General features: G+C 63.3%; 15 protein-coding genes and 1 pseudogene. 12 read left to right on the top strand and 4 right to left on the bottom strand.

What is annotated here, in order from left to right:
- The first annotated feature begins 79 nt into the window (after positions 1-79).
- The 4 genes from thiC (at position 80) to BJD12_RS08215 (ending at position 8,661) form a co-directional block, all read left to right on the top strand.
- Positions 80-1,957, top strand: coding sequence for a phosphomethylpyrimidine synthase ThiC (gene thiC / locus BJD12_RS08230; protein ID WP_005990852.1), 1,878 nt, complete (start codon positions 80-82; stop codon positions 1,955-1,957).
- A 417-nt stretch (positions 1,958-2,374) separates the two neighbouring features.
- On the top strand, positions 2,375-4,720 hold the full coding sequence (locus BJD12_RS08225) for a winged helix-turn-helix domain-containing protein (protein ID WP_005990849.1): 2,346 nt from the start codon (positions 2,375-2,377) through the stop codon (positions 4,718-4,720).
- Between the two features lie 110 nt (positions 4,721-4,830).
- On the top strand, positions 4,831-5,724 hold the full coding sequence (locus BJD12_RS08220) for a helix-turn-helix domain-containing protein (protein ID WP_005990847.1): 894 nt from the start codon (positions 4,831-4,833) through the stop codon (positions 5,722-5,724).
- Positions 5,725-5,772: 48 nt separating this feature from the next.
- Positions 5,773-8,661: a TonB-dependent receptor plug domain-containing protein gene (locus BJD12_RS08215; protein ID WP_005990845.1), complete on the top strand. Its 2,889-nt coding sequence runs from the start codon at positions 5,773-5,775 to the stop codon at positions 8,659-8,661.
- Between the two features lie 467 nt (positions 8,662-9,128).
- Here the strand turns inward: BJD12_RS08215 and BJD12_RS08210 are convergent, their stop codons facing one another.
- Positions 9,129-10,244, bottom strand: coding sequence for an HDOD domain-containing protein (locus BJD12_RS08210; RefSeq protein ID WP_005990843.1), 1,116 nt, complete (start codon positions 10,242-10,244; stop codon positions 9,129-9,131).
- 147 nt (positions 10,245-10,391) lie between these two features.
- Positions 10,392-10,928 carry an inorganic diphosphatase gene (ppa, locus tag BJD12_RS08205; RefSeq protein WP_005990841.1) on the bottom strand — a complete coding sequence of 179 codons (537 nt, stop codon included), beginning with the start codon at positions 10,926-10,928 and terminating at the stop codon, positions 10,392-10,394.
- Between the two features lie 196 nt (positions 10,929-11,124).
- Between ppa and BJD12_RS08200 the strand changes: the two genes are divergently transcribed.
- On the top strand, positions 11,125-11,607 hold the full coding sequence (locus BJD12_RS08200) for a hypothetical protein (RefSeq protein ID WP_039422767.1): 483 nt from the start codon (positions 11,125-11,127) through the stop codon (positions 11,605-11,607).
- 271 nt (positions 11,608-11,878) lie between these two features.
- On the opposite strand, the gene BJD12_RS08195 is transcribed toward BJD12_RS08200, so the two are convergent.
- The gene (locus BJD12_RS08195) at positions 11,879-13,906 is read right to left on the bottom strand and encodes a sodium-translocating pyrophosphatase (RefSeq protein ID WP_005990837.1); all 2,028 of its coding nucleotides are present in this window, start codon (positions 13,904-13,906) and stop codon (positions 11,879-11,881) included.
- A 250-nt stretch (positions 13,907-14,156) separates the two neighbouring features.
- On the opposite strand from BJD12_RS08195, the gene BJD12_RS08190 reads away from it, so the two are divergent.
- Both BJD12_RS08190 and BJD12_RS08185 read left to right on the top strand, forming a co-directional pair.
- On the top strand, positions 14,157-14,681 hold the full coding sequence (locus BJD12_RS08190) for a hypothetical protein (RefSeq protein ID WP_005990836.1): 525 nt from the start codon (positions 14,157-14,159) through the stop codon (positions 14,679-14,681).
- 520 nt (positions 14,682-15,201) lie between these two features.
- The gene (locus tag BJD12_RS08185) at positions 15,202-15,792 is read left to right on the top strand and encodes a hypothetical protein (protein ID WP_229006082.1); all 591 of its coding nucleotides are present in this window, start codon (positions 15,202-15,204) and stop codon (positions 15,790-15,792) included.
- A 345-nt stretch (positions 15,793-16,137) separates the two neighbouring features.
- Here BJD12_RS08185 and BJD12_RS08180 read toward each other — a convergent pair whose 3' ends face one another.
- On the bottom strand, positions 16,138-17,394 hold the full coding sequence (locus tag BJD12_RS08180) for a 6-phosphofructokinase (RefSeq protein WP_005990832.1): 1,257 nt from the start codon (positions 17,392-17,394) through the stop codon (positions 16,138-16,140).
- 159 nt (positions 17,395-17,553) lie between these two features.
- Here BJD12_RS08180 and BJD12_RS08175 point away from each other — a divergent pair, with 159 nt between their 5' ends.
- The 5 genes and pseudogenes from BJD12_RS08175 to BJD12_RS25230 all read left to right on the top strand — a co-directional run.
- Complete coding sequence (locus BJD12_RS08175) at positions 17,554-18,117, top strand: adenylate kinase (protein WP_005990830.1); 564 nt, start codon at positions 17,554-17,556, stop codon at positions 18,115-18,117.
- A 341-nt stretch (positions 18,118-18,458) separates the two neighbouring features.
- Positions 18,459-19,826 carry a UDP-N-acetylmuramate:L-alanyl-gamma-D-glutamyl-meso-diaminopimelate ligase gene (gene mpl / locus BJD12_RS08170; RefSeq protein WP_172797274.1) on the top strand — a complete coding sequence of 456 codons (1,368 nt, stop codon included), beginning with the start codon at positions 18,459-18,461 and terminating at the stop codon, positions 19,824-19,826.
- Positions 19,826-20,422, top strand: coding sequence for an LON peptidase substrate-binding domain-containing protein (locus BJD12_RS08165; RefSeq protein WP_042827845.1), 597 nt, complete (start codon positions 19,826-19,828; stop codon positions 20,420-20,422). The genes mpl and BJD12_RS08165 overlap by 1 nt, the downstream gene beginning before the upstream one ends.
- Before the next feature lie 284 nt (positions 20,423-20,706).
- Entirely contained in the window at positions 20,707-21,591 is an 885-nt protein-coding gene (locus tag BJD12_RS08160; protein ID WP_005990822.1) for a bestrophin family protein, read from the top strand.
- A gap of 207 nt (positions 21,592-21,798) precedes the next feature.
- Positions 21,799-22,051: pseudogene (locus tag BJD12_RS25230) on the top strand (hypothetical protein); the annotation flags it as partial.
- Between the last annotated feature and the right edge of the window lie 126 nt (positions 22,052-22,177).

The following is a 22,177-nucleotide window of genomic DNA, read 5'->3' as shown; positions in this document are numbered from 1 at the left end:
CCGCCGCTTCGTCCGCACTGCGACTTCTTCGCAGAGCCAGCGCCATTGGTGCTGGTCACCAGCACACAGGACGAACGCCATGAATGCCGCGCCTACCGTTTTGCAGCAACAAACCCAATCGTTATCCGAAGCGGTGACCCAGCCGATTCCCGGGTCCCGCAAGATCTTTGTGTCCGGGTCGCGTGCCGACCTGCAGGTGCCGATGCGCGAGATCATGTTGACGCGCACGCCGACGCTGTTCGGCGGCGAAGACAACGCGCCGCTCAGTGTCTACGACACCTCCGGGCCTTATACAGATCCACAAGCGGCGATCGATCTTGCTGCCGGCCTTGGGCCGCTGCGTGCCGGCTGGATTGCCGAACGTGGCGATACGGTGGCGCTGGAAACCCTGAGTTCCCACTTCGGGCGCGGCCGCGAACACGATGCGCGGCTGGATGCGGTGCGCTTCCCGGGACGACGTTTGCCGCGTGTGGCGCGCAGTGGCGCCAATGTCACGCAGATGCATTACGCGCGGCGCGGCATCGTTACCCCGGAAATGGAGTTTGTAGCCATTCGGGAGAATCAGCGCTTGGAAGCGATCACCGATGCGGTATTGCGCAAGCAGCATCCTGGTGAAGCCTTCGGTGCGGCGATCCAGCAGCGCATCACGCCAGAGTTCGTACGCGACGAGATCGCACGTGGCCGCGCCATCCTGCCCAACAACATCAACCATCCTGAAAGCGAGCCGATGATCATCGGACGCAATTTCCTGACCAAGATCAACGCCAATATCGGCAATAGCGCGGTGTCCTCGGGCATTGCCGAAGAAGTGGAGAAACTTGTGTGGTCGATCCGCTGGGGCGGCGACACGGTGATGGATTTGTCTACCGGCAAGCACATCCATGAAACGCGCGAGTGGATCATCCGTAACTCGCCGGTGCCGATCGGCACGGTGCCGATCTATCAGGCGCTGGAAAAAGTCGATGGCCGTGCGGAAGAACTGACCTGGGAGATCTTTCGCGACACCTTGATCGAGCAGGCGGAGCAGGGTGTGGACTATTTCACCATCCACGCCGGTGTACTGCTGCGCTATGTGCCGCTCACCGCCAGGCGCGTCACCGGCATCGTGTCGCGCGGTGGATCGATCATGGCCAAGTGGTGCCTGGCGCACCACAAGGAAAATTTTCTCTACACGCACTTCGAAGACATCTGCCAGATCATGAAGGCGTACGACGTGGCGTTTTCACTGGGCGATGGGTTGCGCCCGGGCTGCATCGCCGATGCCAACGACGCCGCGCAGTTCGGTGAACTGGAAACCCTGGGCGAGCTGACCAAACTCGCCTGGAAGCACGACGTGCAGACCATGGTCGAAGGGCCGGGCCATGTGCCGATGCAGTTGATCAAGGAGAACATGGACAAGCAGCTGCGCGAATGCGGCGAGGCTCCCTTCTACACATTGGGACCGCTCACCACCGATATCGCGCCGGGCTACGACCACATCACCAGCGCCATCGGTGCGGCGATGATCGGATGGTTCGGCACCGCGATGCTCTGCTACGTCACACCGAAAGAGCACCTCGGTCTGCCCAACCGGCAGGACGTACGCGACGGCATCATGGCCTACAAGATCGCCGCGCATGCGGCCGATCTGGCCAAGGGACATCCAGGCGCACAGGTGCGTGACAACGCCCTGAGCAAGGCGCGCTTCGAGTTCCGTTGGGACGACCAGTTCCATCTCGGGCTGGATCCGGAAAAGGCCAGGGAATTTCACGACGAAACCCTGCCCAAGGACGCCCATAAGCTGGCGCACTTCTGCTCGATGTGCGGGCCGCACTTCTGTTCAATGAAGATCACCCAGGACGTGCGCGACTACGCGGCCGAGCACGGCATGGGCGAAGAGCGCGCCTTGTCGGCTGGCATGGAAGAGAAGGCCTCGCAATTTCTGGCGCAGGGTGCGCAGGTCTATCGCGCCTCCTAGCCGCAAGCCTGCATTCGGTTGCCCGTAATGCACGGCCCACTTATCAAAAATTCAGCTTCGTCGGTGCAGATCTCGTCGCTGCGCGCAAGTGCCGCGACGAGATCGCATTGCAAGCGTTTACAGCGCACAAGGGCTTGCAGCGTTTTAGCTGAATCGCAGATAAAAAAATCGCGCCAGAAGGCGCGAAGGGAACGTCGTAATTATTTGAATTCGTCGGCGAGAGAGAGAGAGCCTGACGTCGCCACCCGTTATAGGAAGCAACGGGGCATAGAGTAAAATTTGCACCAAATGGATGCATGACACAGTTGGTCGTGGTCCTTTGCTGAATTTGGCGTTTCGCACCGAGTGCGATGCGTTTTTGTAGTCCTTGCATGCCGACGCGTGTTTTTGCCGATGAGTGTTCCTCCTGCTACTGCAATGCCATCGGGCCGGCTGCGTGTCGGGCAGTGTGTGGTCGACATTGCCTCGCGCGAAGTGCACGCACCTGGCGCACGACGGGCGTTGCGGTTGCCTCCCAAATCCCTGGCGGTGCTGCTGACCCTGGCGCGACAGCCAGGGCAGGTGATCACGCGCGAGCAGCTGCTCGCCGAGGTATGGCCGGACACCTTGCCCACCAACGACGTGGTGACCCAGGCAGTCACACAGCTGCGCAAGGCATTTGCCAGCAGCGGCAGCCAGCGTTCCGACTACATCGAGACGATTGCCAAGACCGGGTATCGCCTGATGGCGCCGGTGGCGTGGGAAGCGTCTGCGGATGCGCTGGCGCAGCCTATGCAGACGATGTCGTCGCTGGAGTCGTCTGGTAGGCAGGAGGCCATGCAGGTAGCACCGCTTCCCACAGATGAGGCCAGCACTGCCGCTGAGGCCGTTCATCGCCCGATGTCGCAGGCTGCAATGTCGCCGTCGCCTTTGCTAGCAGCAGCGACGCCGCGTCGTGGTCGCTGGATGGCCCTTGCCGTTGCCGGTATTACGCTGGCGCTGGTACTCGGTCTGGCGGCACGCACGCTGTGGTTGCGCGCGCCGGCAACGGATGTTGCGACGTCCACCGCTGTTCTGGGCAGCCCCAAGCGGCCGTATCAGGTCATCACTGCCGGCGGCGGATTCGATCTCACGCCCAGCCTGTCGCCCGACGGCAGCATGGTGGCCTACGCCTCGTTGACCAATGATCGGCCGGGAACTTCGATCCTGGTCAAAACTACCGACAACGCTTACCCGCGCGTGCTGGAAACGCCTGCGCCCGGCATCTCCGACCGGCTGCCCGCCTGGTCGCCGGATGGGCGCGAAATTGCGTTCTCCCGGCAGGCACCGGATGGCAGCTGCAGGATCATGATCGCCGCTGCGGCGGGTGAGTCTGCCGCACGCGAAGTGGTGCGGTGCGATGGCGCGGACATGCTCAGTTTTAGCTGGTCGCCGGACGGCCGTGCGTTGCTGTTCGGCAGCATGACCGGCGCGCGCGGGGCGCCCCGGATCCGGCGTCTGGATCTGGAAACCGGGCAATGGCATGCGTTGTCGTATAACGCGCAGCCAGCCGACTTCGACTATGCGCCTCGCTATTCCCCGGACGGGCAGTGGATCGTGTTTTTGCGTAATCCGCAGCTGGGTGATCTGTGGCGGATACCCGCACAAGGCGGCAGTGCAGAGCGGTTGACGCACGACAATGCCGATATTCGTGGATGGAGCTGGCTGCCGGACGGCAGCAGCCTGGTCTTCGGGCGGCGCGTGGATAGCGAGGCGCGCCTGTATCGACTCGATCTGGTCGACCGCAGCCTGCACGATCTGGGCGTGGACGATGCGCAGGCGCCGGACGTGGCGCATGGGCATCTGGTGTTCGTGCAGCGCAAACCGCAATTCGGTGTGTATCAAGTCATCCATGACCCCATGAACGGTGGCTACATCCGGCGTCGCCTGTTTGCTTCCAGTGGGCGCGACGACCAGCCGATGATTGCGCCGGACGGGCGTCAACTCATCTTCGCGTCCAACCGCTCCGGTGCGTATGGATTGTGGTGGGGCGATGTCGGCAAACCTGGTTCGGTGCGGTTGATCGAAGGGATACGCCCGGATGCGCGGCAGGCTGCCGATTGGTCGGCCGATTCGCGGCAGGTGTTGGTCAGCGGCAGCGACGCCGATGGGCACGCTGCGCTCTTCGAAGTGACGCCCAGTACCGGAAAGACGGTGCGCCTACCCGTGCCGCAGGCGCGGCCATTGCAGGCCATCCATCTTCCCGATCCCAAGCGGTTGCTGGTGGTAGGTGCCGCCGACGACGGACACACCTTCGCCACGCTGTATGACCGCAGCAGCAACCCGTGGCGCGTACTGGCAACGTTGCAGGACGTCTCGCAACTGCGTCTGGATCGCACCAGCGGGCAGGTGCTGTTTACGCACCTGAGTGGAGCAGGGCTTTGGAAGATCGCACCAACCCTGGCCGCCGACACCATGCAGCCGGTCGACCCGCAGCAGCCATCGCGTTGGCGTTATCGCAGTTGGGCACCGGGAACCCAGGAGCAGGTGCATTACCTGTCCTCCAATGACAGTTGCGCGACACACGACAGCACGCTCGGCGGCGGTCGTACGCAGTGCCTGGATGTTGCGAAGTTCACCACCATCAACGGTTTCAGTGTGGATCAGCGCAGCGGTGCGATGTATGTGGCACTGGCCGAAGAAGATGGCAGTGCGATTGCCTACATGCCGCTGCCGGAGGGCCCATCGGTATCCGTCGGCTTCATCTCCAACTTATTGATGATCTTAAGGAAAGTGGCTTCGTAAGTCCTTCGGAAAGGCTTCGTGGCAATTTCGGCAGACCTTCGTCGAAACTTCCTGACTGACGCCAGATTCGGCAAAACACTACGCCCTCTTTTGTACAAGGGGCTGCCAACATGCAACAGGTCATCACTGCCGATCGCGGGCTCGCACTCTCGTTGGATGGTGCCAGCGACGCGACATCGACGACCTGTCTGGCCGTCTCGCGTCTGGGCAGCATCCGCACCACCACTGCGACATTTACCTTGTGGGTGCAGCTGCGTGGCCGTGCATGGGTGGAGTCCAAGGAAGGCCGTTTTCGGCTGCGCGCTCGCGACTGGATCGCCTTCGACAAGGACTCGCACCCCACGGTGCAGGCAGATCGCAGTGCGTTGTGCGTGGGCGTCAGCCTGGACGGCAGCAGCTTGCAGTCGTTGGCCGAATTGACCGACGCGACGCTGTATCCGGGGCGTAGTCAATTGTCGCGCAGCGACCTGCGGATTGCATTGCGGCTGTGGCGTAACGCAGCAATGCAGAGCGGCAGCGCCTCCGCGCGCCCGCTGTTGCTGCATCTGGCAGCAATGCAGCGCGGGTTCGTCGAACAGGAGCAACGTTGTCCCGGCCGTTCGCGCAGCCGCCGTCGTCAGGTGTTTGGCCGCATGCAACGTGCTCGGCTCTATCTGGAAGGCAACAGCGACCGCGTGGTGCGCATTAGCGAACTGGCGCAGCTGACCAACTTCTCCAGTTGGTATGTGTCCAAGACTTTCCAGAGCTTGTACGAAGAAAGTCCGCAGGCCTTGTCGGCGCGCTTGCGCCTGGAGCGGGCCTCGGATCTGCTGCGTGATACCTCGATGATGATCGGCGAGGTTGCCGCTGCCAGCGGCTTCGACAACTGCTGCAGCTTCGCACGCGCATTTCGTGCGCGTTTCGGCGTCTCCGCATCGCTCTATCGCGACCAGACGACCAATTCGCCAGATTCGGCAAAGCCACGTAGCGTGACGCGCAAAGCGACGGCGTTCACGCAAACGTAATTTGCACGGGGGCGCTTAACGCGCCACTAACGAACCCTGGAGAGATTGATGAACCTTCGCACTTCCGCAGTGCGGCTGGGCCTGTTGCCCGCCGGTATTGCGATCGCGTTGACGCCGGCTTTTGCCGCCAATGCACAAGAGCAGTCCGCCCCGTCCACCACGACGCTGGACCGCATCGAAATCACCGGCTCGCGCATCCGCTCGGTCGACGTCGAAACCGCACAGCCGGTATTCACCGTCTCCCAGCAGGACATTCAGAAGTCCGGCCTGGTCAGCGTTGGCGACATCCTCCAGAACCTGTCGATTGCCGGTACGCAGACCTACAGCAAGGCTGCCGTGCTGACCTCGGACCCGGAACAGGGCGGCCAGTACGTCAACCTCTACAACCTGGGTGAGAACCGTACCCTGGTGTTGGTGAACGGCAAGCGTTGGACCAGCAGCCTGTCCGGCCTGACCGACATGTCCACCATCCCGAGCTCGCTGATCGAGCGCATCGAAGTCCTGAAGGATGGCGCCTCGGCGATCTACGGCTCCGACGCCGTGGCCGGTGTGGTCAACATCATCCTGCGTCAGAACTACGACGGTGCAGAGGCCTCGGCGTACTTCGGCCAGAACGGTCGTGGCGACGGTTCCAAGGAGCAGTACTCCTTCACCGCCGGCACCACCACCGACCGCTCCTCGCTGGTATTTGGCGTCAACTACACCAATGAAGATCCGGTGTGGGCCAAGGATCGCGCGCTGACCCGTTACTCGGCCGGTCCGAACCACATCGAAGACAGCCTGAGTGCGACCGGTCCGTGGGGTCGCTTCACCTCCAACGACCAGACCTACATCCTCAACCACACCGGTTCGTTCGACGGTAAGGGCGTGGGCGCGGATTCGCGCAACCTCACCAACTACCACAACGACATCACCACCGACGATTACTACAACTCCGTCGATCAGATGATGTTGCAGCAGTCCAGCCGCAACAAGTCGATCTTCACGACCGGCAGCTACAACCTGACCGATAGCCTGACCTTCAAGTCGACCGCGATGTACTCAGAGCGCGACTCGAACCGTCAGATCGCCGGCTACCCGCTGCAGGCATCGTCGCAGCCGCAGTTCCCGGTCGCCATCAGTGGCGGCAGCTACTACAACCCGGTTGGCCAGGACATCAACAGCTGGTTCCGTCGTACGGTTGAATTGCCGCGCACCACCGAAAGCAACGTCAAGACCCTGCACTTCGATGCAGCGCTGGAAGGTGTATTCGACGTCGGCAGCCACGGCTGGAACTGGGACGTGGGCTTCAACTACAACAAGTACGATGTGACGCAGGTTTCGCGCGGCAACATCAACCTGCTGGCGTTGCAGAAGGCATTGGGTCCGTCGTTCCTCAATGCGCAGGGTCAGGTGCAGTGCGGTACCGCAGCGGCTCCGATCGCGCTGGGCACCAGCAATGCGCTGGGCCAGTGCACCCCGTTCAACATCCTGGGCGGCCCGTCGGCCTCCACGCCGAACGCGCTGCAGTACATCAATGCACTGGGCCAGGCCACGCAGCAGAGCCTGAGCAAGCAGTGGACCGCCAACGTCACTGGTGGCCTGTTCGATCTGCCGGCCGGTGAACTGGGCTTCGCCGCAGGCGTCGAACACCGCGAAATCAGCGGCTACGACTATCCGGACCAGCTGTCCAGCGCCGGTTACACCACCGACCTCGCGGCACAGGCCACCGAAGGTCGCTACCAGACCAACGAAGCGTACCTGGAGTTGTTGATTCCGGTGCTGAAGGATCTGCCGGGCGCCAAGGAACTGTCGTTCGATGTGGCCGCGCGCTACAGCAACTACAGCCGCTTCGGCGACACCACCAACAGCAAGTTCAGCTTTACCTGGAAGCCGATCGACGACCTGCTGGTGCGCGGTACCTACGGCACCGGTTTCCGTGCGCCGACGCTTGACGATACCTTCGGCGGTGGTTCCCAGAGCTTCGATGACTTCACGGACCCTTGCGACGCAACCTTCGGCTCGCTGGGTAATGCCGGTGTGGCGGCGCGTTGCGCAAGTGAAGGTTTGGCAGGCAACTTCCGGCAAACTGACACTGCGAACAACCCAGTAACCCAGCGCGACGTGCAGGGTAATGCTCCGTTCAATGCAGGCGTTGGTAATGCTGAGCTGGAGCCGGAATACAGCATCACCCGTACCGTCGGCATGGTGTACAGCCCGCATTGGGTGCAGGGCTTGGACTTCTCGCTGGATTGGTACCGCATTTCGATCTCCAACATCATCACTTCGCTCACTGCAAATGATGTGTTGAACAACTGCTACCTCAACAACCTGGCCAGCTACTGTGCCGACTACGGTCGCGACCCGATCAGCGGTCAGGTCACCACGCTGAGCCGCGGCAACGTCAACCTGGGTCGTCTGGAAACCGAAGGCTACAACTTCGGCGTGCGTTACCGCATGCCGGAAACCGCCTACGGCAAGTTCGCCGTCAACCTCGACACCAACTACCTGGCGACCTACAAGTCGCAGGCCGAAGCCGGTGCCGAGTGGGCCAACGCGGCCGGCTACTGGAACTACCCGCGCGTGCGTGCCACCTTGGGTCTGGACTGGTCGCTGGGTGCGTTGTCGGCCAACTGGAACCTGCGTTACTACGGTGGTTTCCGCGATTACTGCTGGGATGCAGCGGCGGGCATCGAGTGCAACAACCCGAACTACCAGACCCCGAATCCGGGCTGGGGCGGCGGTACCGGTTCCAACAAGAAGGGCTCGATCTCCTACCAGGACGTCTCTGTTACTTGGCAGGCTCCATGGGACGGCAGCGTGACCGTTGGTGCCCGCAACATCTGGAACAAGCAGCCGCCGGTGACCTACTCGATCACCAACAGCAGCACCGCGGCGATCGATCCGATGCTGGACTACGACCGCTTCCTGTTCGTGCAGTACAACCAGCGCTTCTGATCATCGAAGCGTCGTAAAGAAAAAGCGGGCCGAAAGGCCCGCTTTTTTTATGTCCGTGTTCGACTGCGTTCAAGGTGTGGCGGTGCGTGTGAGTCGCCGCGGTTGGCGGTGTAGCGGTGAAGGCTTGCAGGCTGTAGGAGCAAACCTGGAAGCGCTGCCAACCGGAGTCTAAGTGCAGGCGCATGCCACAAAAAATCGATTCCCTACGCGCGTGCGTGGTCACGACTTTCCAGCTACGGGTGTTGAGTCCGATCGCCATAACCTTTGTCTGGCTCGGACTGCAGGTGTCCCAGGTCTGCATCGTCTGTCGCGAATCACCCTTGAGCGGCGTCTGTCGTTGCAGGCCGGCAGTAGCGCCTACTGTCCATCCCACGCGCGTCATCACGCGGCTGCAAATGGCCAAAGAAAAAGGCGCGATTCCATCGCGCCTTTTTGTTACTTCAATCACTGCCTCTGGCGGCCACCATTCAAGCCTCGGCAAGGCCAAGCAAGGTGTCGGCCTGCTCGCGCCAGGTGGGCAGGCGAGAGATCACGCCGACCTTGGACAAGTACTCCTCGTCCACTGCTTCGCCGCTGGCTAGCGCCGTGGCCACATGCACCGCGCCGGTCACCCAGAAGCTGCGCAGGCTGGAGCGCTGCGGGTGGCGATGGAAGGCCACCGCTTCGATGATCGGCATCGGCAGGCCCCACAGGCCGAGCAAATACGCGCCGGCTTCGGTGTGGCCCAGGCGGTCGTCGCCGCCTTCGGCAGGCGGTTCGCGCTCGTCACGCACGCCCGGCAACAGCAGGCCGATGTCGGCCAGCAGGGCGGCCGTGGAGCCGAGTTCGGCGCTGGTCGGCGGCAACACCTTGGCGGCCAGGCGCGAGGAGAGCAGGGCGCGGCGTTGCATCGCACTGCGTTCTGCCGGGGTGAGCGTCTGTACCGAAAACACTTCGCTGGCCAGCACCAGATCGCGCAGCGTCGCCACGCCCAGGCGGGTCACCGCCGTTCGCAGATCGGTGATGCTGCGGCCGCCGGAAAAGAACGCGGAATTGCACAGCTGCAGCACCTTGGCCGCGATCGCCGGGTCGCCGGCGATGAGCTTGGCGATGTCGGCCGCATCGGCGCCATCGTCTTCTTCCAACGCGTGCATCAGGCTCAAGTACAGATGCGGTGGCGAGGGCAGTTTTTCGATACGCCCTATGGCTGCGCGCAGGCGTGGATTGCTGAGCAGGTCGCGCAGTTCTTCCAGACTGGTGACTGCTTCGAGCAGTACTTCCGGTGCCAGCGGCATCGGCAGGAATCGATGGGCGACGCCAATGATGCGTGCCGGCGGTGTGCGCTGGCCATCCTGGGCATCGATGAGGGCGATGCGGATCGTGTCCGGGCGCAAGGTACGGATCTGCCCAAGCAACGTAGCGGCGGTCAGGTCCGGCAACACCGGGGCGACAATGACCGCATCGAATGGCGACAATGCGGCAGCTTCAATCGCCGAATTGCCATCGGCCACGCGATGCGCCTGCCACTGGTCGCCGAGATCGGCGACGTAATCGGCCAGGTCGGACGGAAGGCTGGCTTCGTCCCCAACAAACAGAATACGCAAGACACTTCCCCAGAAGTCACCGGCGGCAGGCGCCGGCTAAACGCAGCTCGGCAATGTACCCAATCTACCGACCGCGGTCACCGGGATCACGGCAAAAGCGTGATCCCGGTCGCTCCGCACGTGCGGAGAGATGTCACGGCCAAAGGCTCAGGGCGCGTCGGAATTATAGCGTTCCACCGATTCGACCAGGATACGCTTCGCCTCTGCTGCGCCGCCCCAACCGTCGAGCTTGACCCACTTGCCTTTCTCCAGATCCTTGTAATGCTCAAAGAAGTGGCCGATGCGCTCCATCCAGTGGCTGGACACCTGGTTGATATCTTCGATGTGCGCGTAGCCGGAGAAGATCTTCTCGATCGGCACCGCCAGGATTTTTTCGTCGCTGCCTGCCTCGTCGCTCATGCGCAGCACGCCGACCGGACGGCAGCGCACCACCGAACCGGGGACCAGCGGCAGCGGCAGGACCACCAGCACGTCGGCCGGATCGCCGTCGCCGCACAGCGTGTTGGGGACGTAGCCGTAGTTGCAGGGATAGCGCATCGGGGTCGACAGGATGCGGTCGACGAAGATCGCGCCGCTGGCCTTGTCCACTTCGTACTTGACCGGCTCGGAATCCTTGGGGATTTCGATGACGACGTTGATTTCTTCCGGCAGATTCTTGCCAGAGGTGACCAGTTCAAGGCCCATGCGGGTAGCTCCGAGGCGTCAGCAGTGTGTGGAGCGCGATTCTACGCGTTCGGCTGTTGCGCTGCAGCGACACTGAATGGGCAATCTTCTGAGGGCCCGACGCGGCATAGCCTGCATTCATCACGGGCGGCCGGCTGATCGTGGCGCCCGGGCACACGGCGCACGCTGCAGGCTCATCCACTGCTCGGAAAATGTCATGTCCAGGCTAGCGCGCTTACTCGTCGTACTTCTGCTTTCCCTTGCTGCCCAGGCCGCTGCTGCGGCGTCCCCACCGCCGACCTACGTGGATGCTGTGGACTGGCCCGCCAATGGCGAGGGCTGGGAGGCCTTCATCGATCTGGAGCAACGGCTGGACCGCGATTTCGACAATATCTGCGGCGACACCTTCTGTGGCGGCGAATTCAGCGACTACCAGCCGCTGCGCTTTCGCTGCTCGGTCCATCGCATCACCGGCGAGGTACTGAGTTGCATCTGGACGTTCGGTGCCAGCGAGGTGAGTGTGGATCCCCGCAGCGGTTACCTGCGCTCGGACAGCCGCGTCTGGCGCTGTACCGCACCACTTAAAGCCGGCACCCGCCTGGACGAGATGTATCGTGCGCTTGCAGTGACCAACCCGCTGTTCGAGCCGCTGCCGGGCGGCGCGCCGCCGATCTATGACGGTTTGATTGGCTGCCTGTGAAAGCTGGCCGAGGAGCGAGCTCTCCAGGAGAGGGCGGGGCTCTCCAGCGAGAGCCCCTTCTGCGGACAGCAGGTGGGCATCAGCGCGGCCAGAGAGCGTCATGCGGCTCCCGAGGCGGACTTCGTCGATGAGCGCCGGCCCAGCGCATCTTCAAAGCAGGCCGTCGTCAAGGGCAATGCATGTGCAGAGACGCGGCGCCACACTCTGCCTCACGGTCTGCCGCCTCCTGTAAGGCGTGGCCGCAGGGCTTGTCGCCTGTGGCCGCGCGCCGCTACAGCAGTGGCACGAGTAGCAAGGCCACGATATTGATGATCTTGATCAACGGATTGATCGCCGGCCCAGCGGTGTCCTTGTATGGGTCGCCCACGGTGTCGCCGGTGATGGCCGCCTTGTGCGCCTCGCTCCCCTTGCCGCCGAAATGGCCGTCCTCGATGTACTTCTTGGCGTTGTCCCAGGCGCCGCCACCGGTGGTCATCGAAATGGCGAGAAACAGCCCGGTGACAATGGTGCCGATCAACAAGCCGCCCAATGCGCGTGGTCCCAGTAGCAGCCCGACCACGATCGGGACCACCACCGGCAACAGCGAGGGCACGATCATTTCGCGGATTGCCGAACGTGTCAGCATGTCCACCGCACGGTCGTATTGCGGTTTGGCGGTGCCGGCCATGATGCCGGGGATCTCGCGGAACTGACGGCGGACCTCCTCGACCACCGCGCCGGCCGCGCGGCCCACCGCTTCCATCGCCATTGCACCGAACAGGTAGGGGATCAGCCCGCCGATCAACAGGCCGATGATCACCGTGTGGTCCGACAGATCGAAGGCGAAGACCTCGGTGGGATTGGCCGCCTGCAGGTTGTGGGTGTAGTCGGCAAACAGCACCAGTGCTGCCAGCGCGGCCGAGCCGATCGCATAGCCTTTGGTGACTGCCTTGGTGGTGTTGCCGACCGCATCCAGCGGGTCGGTGATCGCGCGCACGTCCGGCGGCAGTTCGGCCATTTCGGCGATGCCACCGGCGTTGTCGGTGATGGGGCCATAGGCATCCAGCGCCACGATCATGCCGGCCATCGACAACATCGCCGTGGCAGCGATTGCAATGCCGTAAAGACCACCGAAATGGAACGCGCCCCAGATCGCTGCGCACACCGCGATCACCGGCAGCGCGGTGGATTTCATCGAGATGCCCAGGCCGGCGATGATGTTGGTGCCGTGGCCGGTGGTACTCGCCGCTGCAACGTGCTGCACCGGTTTGTATTGCGTGCCGGTGTAGTACTCGGTGATCCACACGATCAGGCCAGTGAGCACCAGGCCGATCAGTGCGCACGCATACAGCGGCGTGGCGCCGTGGACGTTATTGCGCATCAGCGATTGGGTAATGGGCCAATAGGCCAATGCTGCAAGCACGCCCGACACGATCACGCCTTTATAGAGCGCCCCCATGATCGAGCCGCCGGCTTTGACCTTGACGAAGGCTGCGCCCACGATCGAAGCGACGATCGAGACACCGCCCAACACCAGCGGATACAGCACCGCATGGGGCCCGGTCTCGGCCAGGGTCAGGCTGCCGAGCAGCATCGTGGCGATCACGGTGACGGCATAGGTTTCGAACAGATCCGCCGCCATGCCTGCGCAGTCGCCGACATTGTCGCCAACGTTGTCCGCAATCACAGCCGGGTTGCGCGGGTCGTCCTCGGGAATGCCGGCCTCGACCTTGCCGACCAGGTCGGCCCCCACATCGGCCCCCTTGGTGAAGATGCCGCCACCCAGACGCGCGAAGATCGAAATCAACGACGATCCGAACGCCAATCCGACCAAGGCATGCAGATTCTGCTCCAGCGGCAGCCCCATCGTTTGCAGTACCGCAAAGTAACCGGCCACGCCAAGCAGCCCGAGGCCGACCACCAACATGCCGGTGATCGCGCCGCCGCGGAACGCCACATCCATCGCACGGCCGATGCCATGCCGCGCCGCCTCGGCGGTGCGCACGTTGGCGCGCACCGACACGTTCATGCCGATATAGCCTGCCAACCCCGACAACACCGCACCGAGCGCAAACCCAATTGCCGTGTACCAGCTCAGAAACAGTCCGACCAAGACGAACAGCACGCCGCCAGCGATCGAAATCGTGAGGTATTGGCGATTGAGATACGCACGCGCACCTTCCTGGATCGCCGCCGCGATCTCCTGCATGCGTGCGTTACCGCTCGGCTGCGCGACCACCCAGCGCGCCGAGACGATGCCATAGACGATTGCCAAAACCGCACAACCCAGCGCAAGCCACAACCCGTAGTGTTCCAGCATGACCCCTCCCAAGAAAATGGATGTCGTCCGGTCGGGACGAACCAAGGGCGATGCACACAACGAGTGGACTGACGAATACGGACTCGACGGCCGCATGGCCGTAATGCGCGTCGCGAATGTTCAGGTGGCCGGATCGCGACCGAGTATGCGCCGCAGCTTGCGTAGCTACCAGCGTCCAGGCTTTGGCGCGTCGTTCAGTTGTGGCATGACAGCCTGCGGCCAACGTGATTCGGTCGACCCAGGAGTGTCCATGTCCCACCATGCTGCGCAAAAATATGCTGCGATGCTCACAACGCTATTGCTGACGGGCCAAGCATTTGCGGCCGATCCCACGCCCGAGCTCAAGCAGCGCGCGCCCGGCACAGCGCAAGCGGTCGGCGCAGTGCATACCTTGCGCCAGATTCCGGAAGCCTGCGCGCGGCTTGAGGGCGTGTTCACCGGCAATGCTGCACAGCCATACACATTCTCGGTGGTACGTAGCAGCCCCACCTGTCAGCCACGCGCGCGCTTCGTGGATTTCGCCAAGGCCGCGCCGAGCGTCGCCTCGGGGTGGATCTTCAATGATGTGATCCGCGTACCGAGTGCGGCCTGCCCGGCGCAGCAGGCGGTCGTCCGCGTATGGCGCAAGCCGGTGGAGGCGAAGCCGCAGCTCGATGGCCAGGGCCAGTCACGTATCTATCTGGAAGACGCCAAGCAACAAGCGGCCGCAGGCAAGATCCCGCAGGTGGCGATGTTCGCTGCGCAGATGACGATGGAAGGCAAGGCGTGTCAGTGACAGGTGCGGCACAACGCGGGTGCGTTGTGCTGTTGAGGTACACACGTCCACATGGCATGCCGGTCCGTAGCGGCTGCCATGCAGTCGACGCGCGTCCAATAGGGTGACGCCGGTGTTGTTATCGATGCCGCTGCCTTGGCTGGGCATGCACATCGAAGCAGTGATCCAACCGTCGCTCACGTTTTAAGAAGCGCAGGCGCACCGGGTTTATTGGCGCAGGGTGACCGCCCTGCGCATTTGGAACGACACTGGCACCGGCAGGCAACGGCGTGGGGCGCACGTTCGCGCCGACACTGGTCGGCGTCGGCTTGTGCCGCGCGTACACTCAGGACCCGGCACGCCAGTTGCCCGTATCTGATGCGCGCCGGCAACGATTTGTCGCTGCGCTTGGCGCTGCACCGAATCGCGCAGCAACTCCGTTGATTTCCTGAGAAGGTCTATGAAGGTATTGCGTTATTCCCCGGGTCTGCTTGCGTTCTTCGCCCTGTGGCACCCGGCACCGGTGCGCGCGGCGGCGAGCATGGTGGTCGACGATGCCGGCGTGACACCGCGTGGCCAATGTCAGCTGGAAGCCTGGTGGCGTGCAACGCCAGGTAGTGCATCGACCACAGCGGTACCTGCCTGCAATGTCCTGGGGACGGAGTTTTCTTTAGGAGTGACTGATGTTCGGTATGGGTCTACTGCGCTCGATATCGGGGCCAAACACACGCTGCGCGATCCGGAGCAGCATGCCTGGGGGCTGGCAGTAGCGGTCGGGCTACAGCGTGCCTGGCACGAGCCGCAGCACCGCGCGAGTTATCTCACCGTTCCGCTGACGTGGTCGCTTGGCGCAGATGCGGTCACGCGGATTCACGTTAACCTTGGTGTAGTCGCAACGCATGCCGGGTCCGATGCCACCACTGCAGGAGTTGGTCTGGAGCAAGTGCTCACGCCCCAATGGACAGTGTTGGCCGAAGCATCCGGAGATGATCACAACGGGCAGAGCGCACAATTTGGCATGCGTCGGCTGATGGGCAAGGCGTCCAGCGTCGACCTGGTTGTCGGGCGTGACCACGCAGCAGCATCACGCGGATGGATCACGCTGGGGGTCAATCTGGCAATGTCGCCGTGATCTTTCTGACTCAGCGCAAGGCAGGCGCGCCTGGCGTCCATCCCCGCGCGCTGTGCCGGCTCATCAAAGGTGAGGTCCTGTCGTTGTTCGATTACCGTGATCTGCATTGCGGATTAGGGCATGCATTGCGATAGGGAGAGGCAAATGTGCACTTGATAGTCAGCGGACCCTGCTCGGTAATCACGGCTCTCTATATACCGAGTGGCTCAGTAGGCAACCGCCGCCTGACGGCAGTTGCCTGCTTTTATAGAGCACCACAGTCGGAGATTCCGTAGAAAGCCCAGTGTCGGATAGAGTGGGCGTCCAGGCATAGATGCGTTACGGGGGGCGCCCGCACCGGGGGGCTTACCTCTCCCACACCGGCAATTTCTTCGCCACCGCGACATTCTTCAAACTCACATACTTCGGCAATCCATCGCTGCCATAGGCCAGCGGGGCTTCGCCCTTGATCAATGGAGCGAAATAGCGGCGCGCGCGCTCGGTGATGCCGAAGCCGTCCTTGCGCAGGAAGCTGGGCGGCATCTTCTTTTCGTGGTTGGCCACCTTGTGCAGCGGGGCGGGCACGATCTTCCAGCGGTAGGGGGCGTCGCTGACGCGTTCGATCACCGGGATCACCGCGTTCATGCCCTTGAGTGCGTATTGCACGGCGGCCTTGCCGACGGCCTGGGCCTGTTCCCAATCGGTCCTGGAGGCGAGGTGGCGCGCGGAACGCTGCAGGTAATCCGGCAGCGTCCAGTGCACCTTGTAGCCGAGTTCCTGCTTGACCTGCGCGGCCAGGAACGAGGCTACGCCGCCGAGTTGTGCGTGGCCGAACGAGTCGGCCGCGCCGCCTGCGTCGGCGACGAATGTTCCGTGCGCGTCCTGGATGCCCTCGCTGGCCACCACCACGCACCAGCCGACCTTCTCGACGACCTGTTTCACCTTGGCCAGGAACACGGCCTGATCGTAGGCGCGCTCGGGCAGCAGGATGATCTGCGGTGCGTCGTCCGGGCCTTGCCCTGCCAGGCCTGCCGCTGCGGCAAGCCAGCCGGCGTGGCGACCCATCGCTTCGTAGATGAAGACCTTGGTCGAGGTGTCGGCCATGGCGGCGACATCCAGTGCGGCCTCGCGCACCGACACGGCGGTGTATTTGGCGGCGGAGCCGAAGCCGGGGCAGGTGTCGGTCACCGCCAGGTCGTTGTCGATGGTCTTGGGCACGCCGATGCAATGCAGCGGGTAGCCGTAAGCCTTGGCCAGCTGCGAGACCTTCCAGGCGGTGTCGGCCGAATCGTTGCCGCCGTTGTAGAGGAACCAGCGCACGTCATGCGCGCGCAATACATCGAGCAGGCGTTCGTACTTGGCGCTGTCTTCCTCGAGCGATTTGAGTTTGTAGCGACACGAGCCGAATGCGCCGCCGGGTGTCTGCGCCAAGGCGGCGATGGCAGCGGCGGACTCTTTGGAGGTGTCGATCAACTCCTCGCGCAGGGCGCCCAGGATGCCGTTACGGGCGGCCAGGACCTTGATCTTGCGCGCCCGCGCTTCGGTGATGACGCCCGCGGCGGTGGCGTTGATGACGGCGGTGACGCCGCCGGATTGGGCATACAACAGGTTGCCAGTGGACATAGGGGGACGGGCTCCTCACATGGAAACATGGCGCAGGGGACAGTGCCGGGACATTCCCCGGATGGGGTAAGCTGCACGACCATACGGTCAGCGCCGGCGAAGGCTTGAGTCTAACGCCGCCAACCGCAACGCGTTTTTATTCGAAAGTGGAGTCCACTGATGCGATTGGTTCTGTTGGGACCGCCCGGTTCGGGCAAGGGCACCCAGGCGACACGTCTCAAAGACACGTTTGAGATCCCGCACATTTCCACCGGCGACCTGCTGCGCGCCGAAGTGGCCGCCGGCTCGCCGCTCGGCCTGAAGGCCAAGGAAGTCATGGCACGGGGTGATCTGGTGTCCGACGACATCCTGCTCGGCATGCTGGAGTCGCGGCTCGGTCAGCCCGATGTCGCCAAGGGGTTCATCCTTGATGGCTATCCGCGCAATGTGGCGCAGGCCAATGCGCTGGACAGCCTGCTCGGCAAGATCGGCCAGCCGCTGGATGCAGTGGTGCAGCTGGACGTCGCCAGCGAACTGCTGGTCGAGCGCATCGCCGGGCGTGCCAAGGCCGAAGGCCGTGAGGACGACAATCCGGAATCGGTGCGCAAGCGTCTGCAGGTCTATACCGATTCCACCGCACCGGTGATCGGCTTCTACGAGCAGCGCGGCAAGTTGGCGCGCGTCGATGGCGTTGGGTCGCTGGACGAAGTGCTGGAGCGCATCAGCAAGGCGCTCGGCCGCTGAGTCACACCCGGGCCGGGCGCAATGCCCGGTCCTGTCTAGCGCGTCCGCTGGCCGCGTCGTCTGCAGGTCCAGATCCCAATAAAGAAAAACCCCGGCCATACGAGATGACCGGGGCAGAATAACGCCAGTAGTGAGCTTGCTCAGAGCCCCGACAGCATGAGCTCCCTGGGGATTTGGTCTCTTGGGGAGTAGAACCAAAGGGTGCTGCGACTGGCGTTCAGCATAGTGAGGGATGTGACGCAGTTCGCATATCGGGAAATTCCCGACAGTACGGTAGGAGTTTCCCGACAGCTGCGCCGCGTGCGGATCCGAATGTCCCGCAACTCCGGTGATCGGCGACAATGTGCGGCATGAGCAAACTCCACATCCTCGGCATCGCCGGGACTTTCATGGGCGGTGTGGCCGCCCTCGCGCGTGAGCTGGGCTGGCAGGTAGAAGGCAGCGACCAGGCGATCTATCCGCCGATGTCCACCCAGCTGGAAACGCTCGGCATCGCGCTGGCCCAGGGCTACGCGCCGTCCAATATCTCGCCGGACGCTACCGAGGTGGTCATCGGCAACGCCTTGTCGCGTGGCAATCCGGCCGTGGAAGCGGTGCTGGATGCCGGCCGCCTCTATAGCTCCGGCGCCCAGTGGCTGGCCGAGCAGGTGCTGCCGGGCCGCGACACGCTGGCGGTGGCCGGCACCCATGGCAAGACCACCACCACCACCATCCTGAGCTATCTGCTCGAGGCGGCAGGCCGCGCGCCGGGCTTCTTGATCGGTGGGGTGGCCGAGGACTTCGGCGTCTCCGCACGGCTGGGCCAGGGCCGCGAATTCGTGGTGGAGGCCGACGAGTACGACACCGCGTTCTTCGACAAGCGCAGCAAGTTCGTGCACTACCGGCCGCTGGTGGCGATCCTCAACAATCTGGAATACGACCACGCCGATATCTTTCCGGACGTGGCCGCCATCCAGCGGCAGTTCCATCATCTGGTCCGCACCGTGCCCGCACGTGGGCGGCTGATCGTCAATGGCGAAGACGCGCGGCTTGCCGAGGTGTTGGCAATGGGATGCTGGACGCCGGTGGAGCGCTTCGGTTTCGATGCGGCGTTGGAATGGAGCGCGCGCTTGATTGCCGCCGACGGCAGCACGTTTGCGGTGGCGCATCGGGGAGTGGAGATCGGCCAGGTGCAGTGGCCGCTGGTTGGGCGGCACAATGTGCTCAATGGGCTGGCGGCGCTGGCCGCCGTGCATGCGGTGGGCGTGGATCCGGCAACGGTGATGCCGGCGCTGGCGCAGTTCCAGAGCGTCAAACGGCGATTGGAAGTACTGGGCCAGGCGCGCGATATCACTGTCTACGACGACTTCGCGCATCACCCCACCGCCATTGCGACCACGCTGCAGGGGCTGCGTGCGAAGGTGGGTGCGGCACGCGTGCTGGTGGCGATGGAGCCGCGCAGCAATTCGATGCGGTTGGGCGCGCATGCCCAGGCATTGGCGCCGTCGCTGCACGATGCCGATGCGGTGGTGTTTCTGCACCGCCCCGAATTGCCATGGGATGCGGCGCCGATCATCGCGCAGGTGCGCGGGCAGGCACACGTGGCGCATGACGTGGAAGCGCTGTTGCAAACGCTGGGCGACATCGCGCAGCCGGGCGACCACGTCGTGTTCATGTCCAATGGTGGGTTCGATGGCGCGCCGCGTCGCTTCCTGGCGCAGCTGTCATGATGGCGCCGATTTCCGACACTGCCGACACCAGCGCCTTGCCGCTGTTTCCGCTGCACAGCGTGTTGTTGCCGGGCGCGGCGATGGGGCTGCGCGTGTTCGAGCGCCGCTATCTGGATCTGGTGCGCGAGTGCGGGCGCAACGGCACCAGCTTCGGTGTGTGCCTGATCCTGGAGGGCAACGAGGTTGGTGTGCCGGCAACGCCGGCGGCGTTTGGCACCGAGGTGCGCATCGAGGACTTCGATGTGGGCGCCGATGGCGTCCTGGTGCTGCGCTTGCGCGGCACGCGTCGCTTTCATGTGCAGCGCTCGCGTATCCGCGATAACGGGCTGTTAGTAGGGGAGGTGAGCTGGTGCGAGCCCGACCCCGACGACGAATTGCGCCCCGAGCACAGCCTGCTGGCCACCGTGCTCGAGCGGATGCTCGAACAAGTGGGCGGCGAATTTGCCTCGGTCGGTCCAGGGCTGCTGGATCAGTCCGCGTGGGTGGGCTGGCGGCTGGCCGAACTGCTGCCGTTGACCGAACAGCAACGCCTGTCGTTGTTGCAGCAGGATGACCCGCATCGACGCCTGGACCAGTTGCTGGCCTGGATGCCCTGAGCGCGCTCACAACGTCTCGCGGCAAACCACTTGGCGCGGCTGCGCATCGGCTCCGAAGGCGGTAGACGTGGAGAGGCGATGCATGCCGGTGACTAGTCTCGGCCGCGCCTGACGGATGATCGCGCAGGCGTGTCTTGCTCTCGCGAGGCAATCGTTTCGATCGCCCCCGTCACCGCACTTGCACCGCCGTGGCGGCAGACTCATCACGCTTGAGTGCGCTATCGATGACATCCATGCACTGGATGCACGCAATGGCGACACTCGTTTCAGTGAGGGAGTGAGCCTTGATCATCGATGTCAAACCGCGTGTGGCGGATGTGTTCAACCAGGTCTGGCGGACCCTGGCGGTATTGTTTGTCTGGGACGTGTTGATCACGATCATCTATTACGTGTTGCCGTTCCGCGCACCGGCATTGCCGCTGACCATTTTCGGTTCGGCACTGGCGTTATTCCTGGGCTTTCGCGCCAATTCCACCTATCAACGCTGGTGGGAGGGGCGGGTGCTGTGGGGACAGATGATCAATGCATCGCGCAATCTGGTGCGCTTGAGCGTCAGCATCCTGTCTGCGCCGGAAGCTGCAGCACTGGGACGCACAATCGCGCTGCGTCAGATCGCCTACGTCAATGCATTGCGCTGCCAGCTGCGTCGCTTGCCGGTGGCGATGGCGTTGGAGCCGCGGCTGGACGCCGACGAAGTGGCCGCGGTGATCACCCGCACGAACGTGGCCAATGGCTTGCTCGACACCACAGGCCGCGCGGTGGAGCAGGCGCGCCGCGATGGCTGGATCGACAGCATCCAGCAGGCCAGCGTCGAGCGCATCCTGGTGGATATGGCCAACGCGCAGGGCGGGATGGAGCGCCTGAAAAACACCCCGCTGCCGTATCAATACCGCTTCTATCCGAACCTGTTTACGCGGCTGTTCTGCGTGTTGCTGCCGATCGGCCTGGTGGAAACGCTGCAATACGCCACGCCGGTCGGTTCCACCGTGGCTGGCTTGATGTTTCTGGCGGTGCTGAAGATCGGCGATGAGCTGGTCGACCCGTTCGCCAACACCATCCACGACCTGCCGCTGGATACCATGTGCCGCACGGTGGAGATCGATGCGCTACAGGCCATTGGAGAACCGGCGCCGGAGCCGATGCAGCCGGTGGATGGCGTGTTGTGGTGAGGCATCGTGTCAGGCCAATGCGCCCTTTGCATCGCCGAATTGCGCTGATTCGCACTCTCCCGTTCGCCTTGAGAGGCGATTGAAAGATGCGAGCAGTTGTAGAACGGCCAACTGCGAGTTTTCTGCAGGGCCCTTGCCCGCCCACCCTCGCGGGACACGCTGCAAGTACGTCCTTGTAAGCTCTTACGCGGCATCCATGCCGCGTAAGGTCCCGCGACGGTGAGCGGGTATGGATCAGTCAAGTTGGTCGGTGCGCATCGTGTTCAAGCGATAGCAAACCATGCGAGGCAAGTCACCAGGCGGCGCAGTGTTCTCTGCTCTTCGGTAGATCAACGACAAACCTTCTAGTGCGGTGTCCTCGCCGCTTGCGGGACCGTTGGCGGCATGGATGCCGCCATCGAGCCGCCAGGGATGGGTTCACGGCGTGTCCCGCGGGCGGCGAGGGCACCGCGCGCTCGACTGGCTAAGCGTTCACGCTGAAAAGTCAGCTATTTCCACAGGACGTCAGCACGCTACCGCTACCGATACAGCGTTCAAGAGGCGTTGCTGACACTCCATATCGACACGATCGCGCGATTGCCGGCCA

Source organism: Xanthomonas vesicatoria ATCC 35937, assembly GCF_001908725.1.
Taxonomy (GTDB): Bacteria; Pseudomonadota; Gammaproteobacteria; order Xanthomonadales; family Xanthomonadaceae; genus Xanthomonas; species Xanthomonas vesicatoria.
Note: the sequence above shows the minus strand (reverse complement) of the source record. Positions and strands in the feature narration are given on the sequence as shown.

Excerpts from the sequence above, each read along its gene's own strand:
- thiC (WP_005990852.1), top strand. The coding sequence starts at position 80 with ATGAATGCCGCGCCTACCGTTTTGCAGCAACAAACCCAATCGTTATCC.
- BJD12_RS08175 (WP_005990830.1), top strand. The coding sequence starts at position 17,554 with ATGCGATTGGTTCTGTTGGGACCGCCCGGTTCGGGCAAGGGCACCCAG.
- BJD12_RS08215 (WP_005990845.1), top strand. The coding sequence starts at position 5,773 with ATGAACCTTCGCACTTCCGCAGTGCGGCTGGGCCTGTTGCCCGCCGGT.
- BJD12_RS08200 (WP_039422767.1), top strand. The coding sequence starts at position 11,125 with ATGTCCAGGCTAGCGCGCTTACTCGTCGTACTTCTGCTTTCCCTTGCT.
- ppa (WP_005990841.1), bottom strand. The coding sequence starts at position 10,928 with ATGGGCCTTGAACTGGTCACCTCTGGCAAGAATCTGCCGGAAGAAATC.
- BJD12_RS08165 (WP_042827845.1), top strand. The coding sequence starts at position 19,826 with ATGGCGCCGATTTCCGACACTGCCGACACCAGCGCCTTGCCGCTGTTT.
- BJD12_RS08180 (WP_005990832.1), bottom strand. The coding sequence starts at position 17,394 with ATGTCCACTGGCAACCTGTTGTATGCCCAATCCGGCGGCGTCACCGCC.
- BJD12_RS08195 (WP_005990837.1), bottom strand. The coding sequence starts at position 13,906 with ATGCTGGAACACTACGGGTTGTGGCTTGCGCTGGGTTGTGCGGTTTTG.
- BJD12_RS08185 (WP_229006082.1), top strand. The coding sequence starts at position 15,202 with ATGGTGGTCGACGATGCCGGCGTGACACCGCGTGGCCAATGTCAGCTG.
- BJD12_RS08225 (WP_005990849.1), top strand. The coding sequence starts at position 2,375 with ATGCCATCGGGCCGGCTGCGTGTCGGGCAGTGTGTGGTCGACATTGCC.
- BJD12_RS08220 (WP_005990847.1), top strand. The coding sequence starts at position 4,831 with ATGCAACAGGTCATCACTGCCGATCGCGGGCTCGCACTCTCGTTGGAT.
- BJD12_RS08190 (WP_005990836.1), top strand. The coding sequence starts at position 14,157 with ATGTCCCACCATGCTGCGCAAAAATATGCTGCGATGCTCACAACGCTA.
- mpl (WP_172797274.1), top strand. The coding sequence starts at position 18,459 with ATGTGCGGCATGAGCAAACTCCACATCCTCGGCATCGCCGGGACTTTC.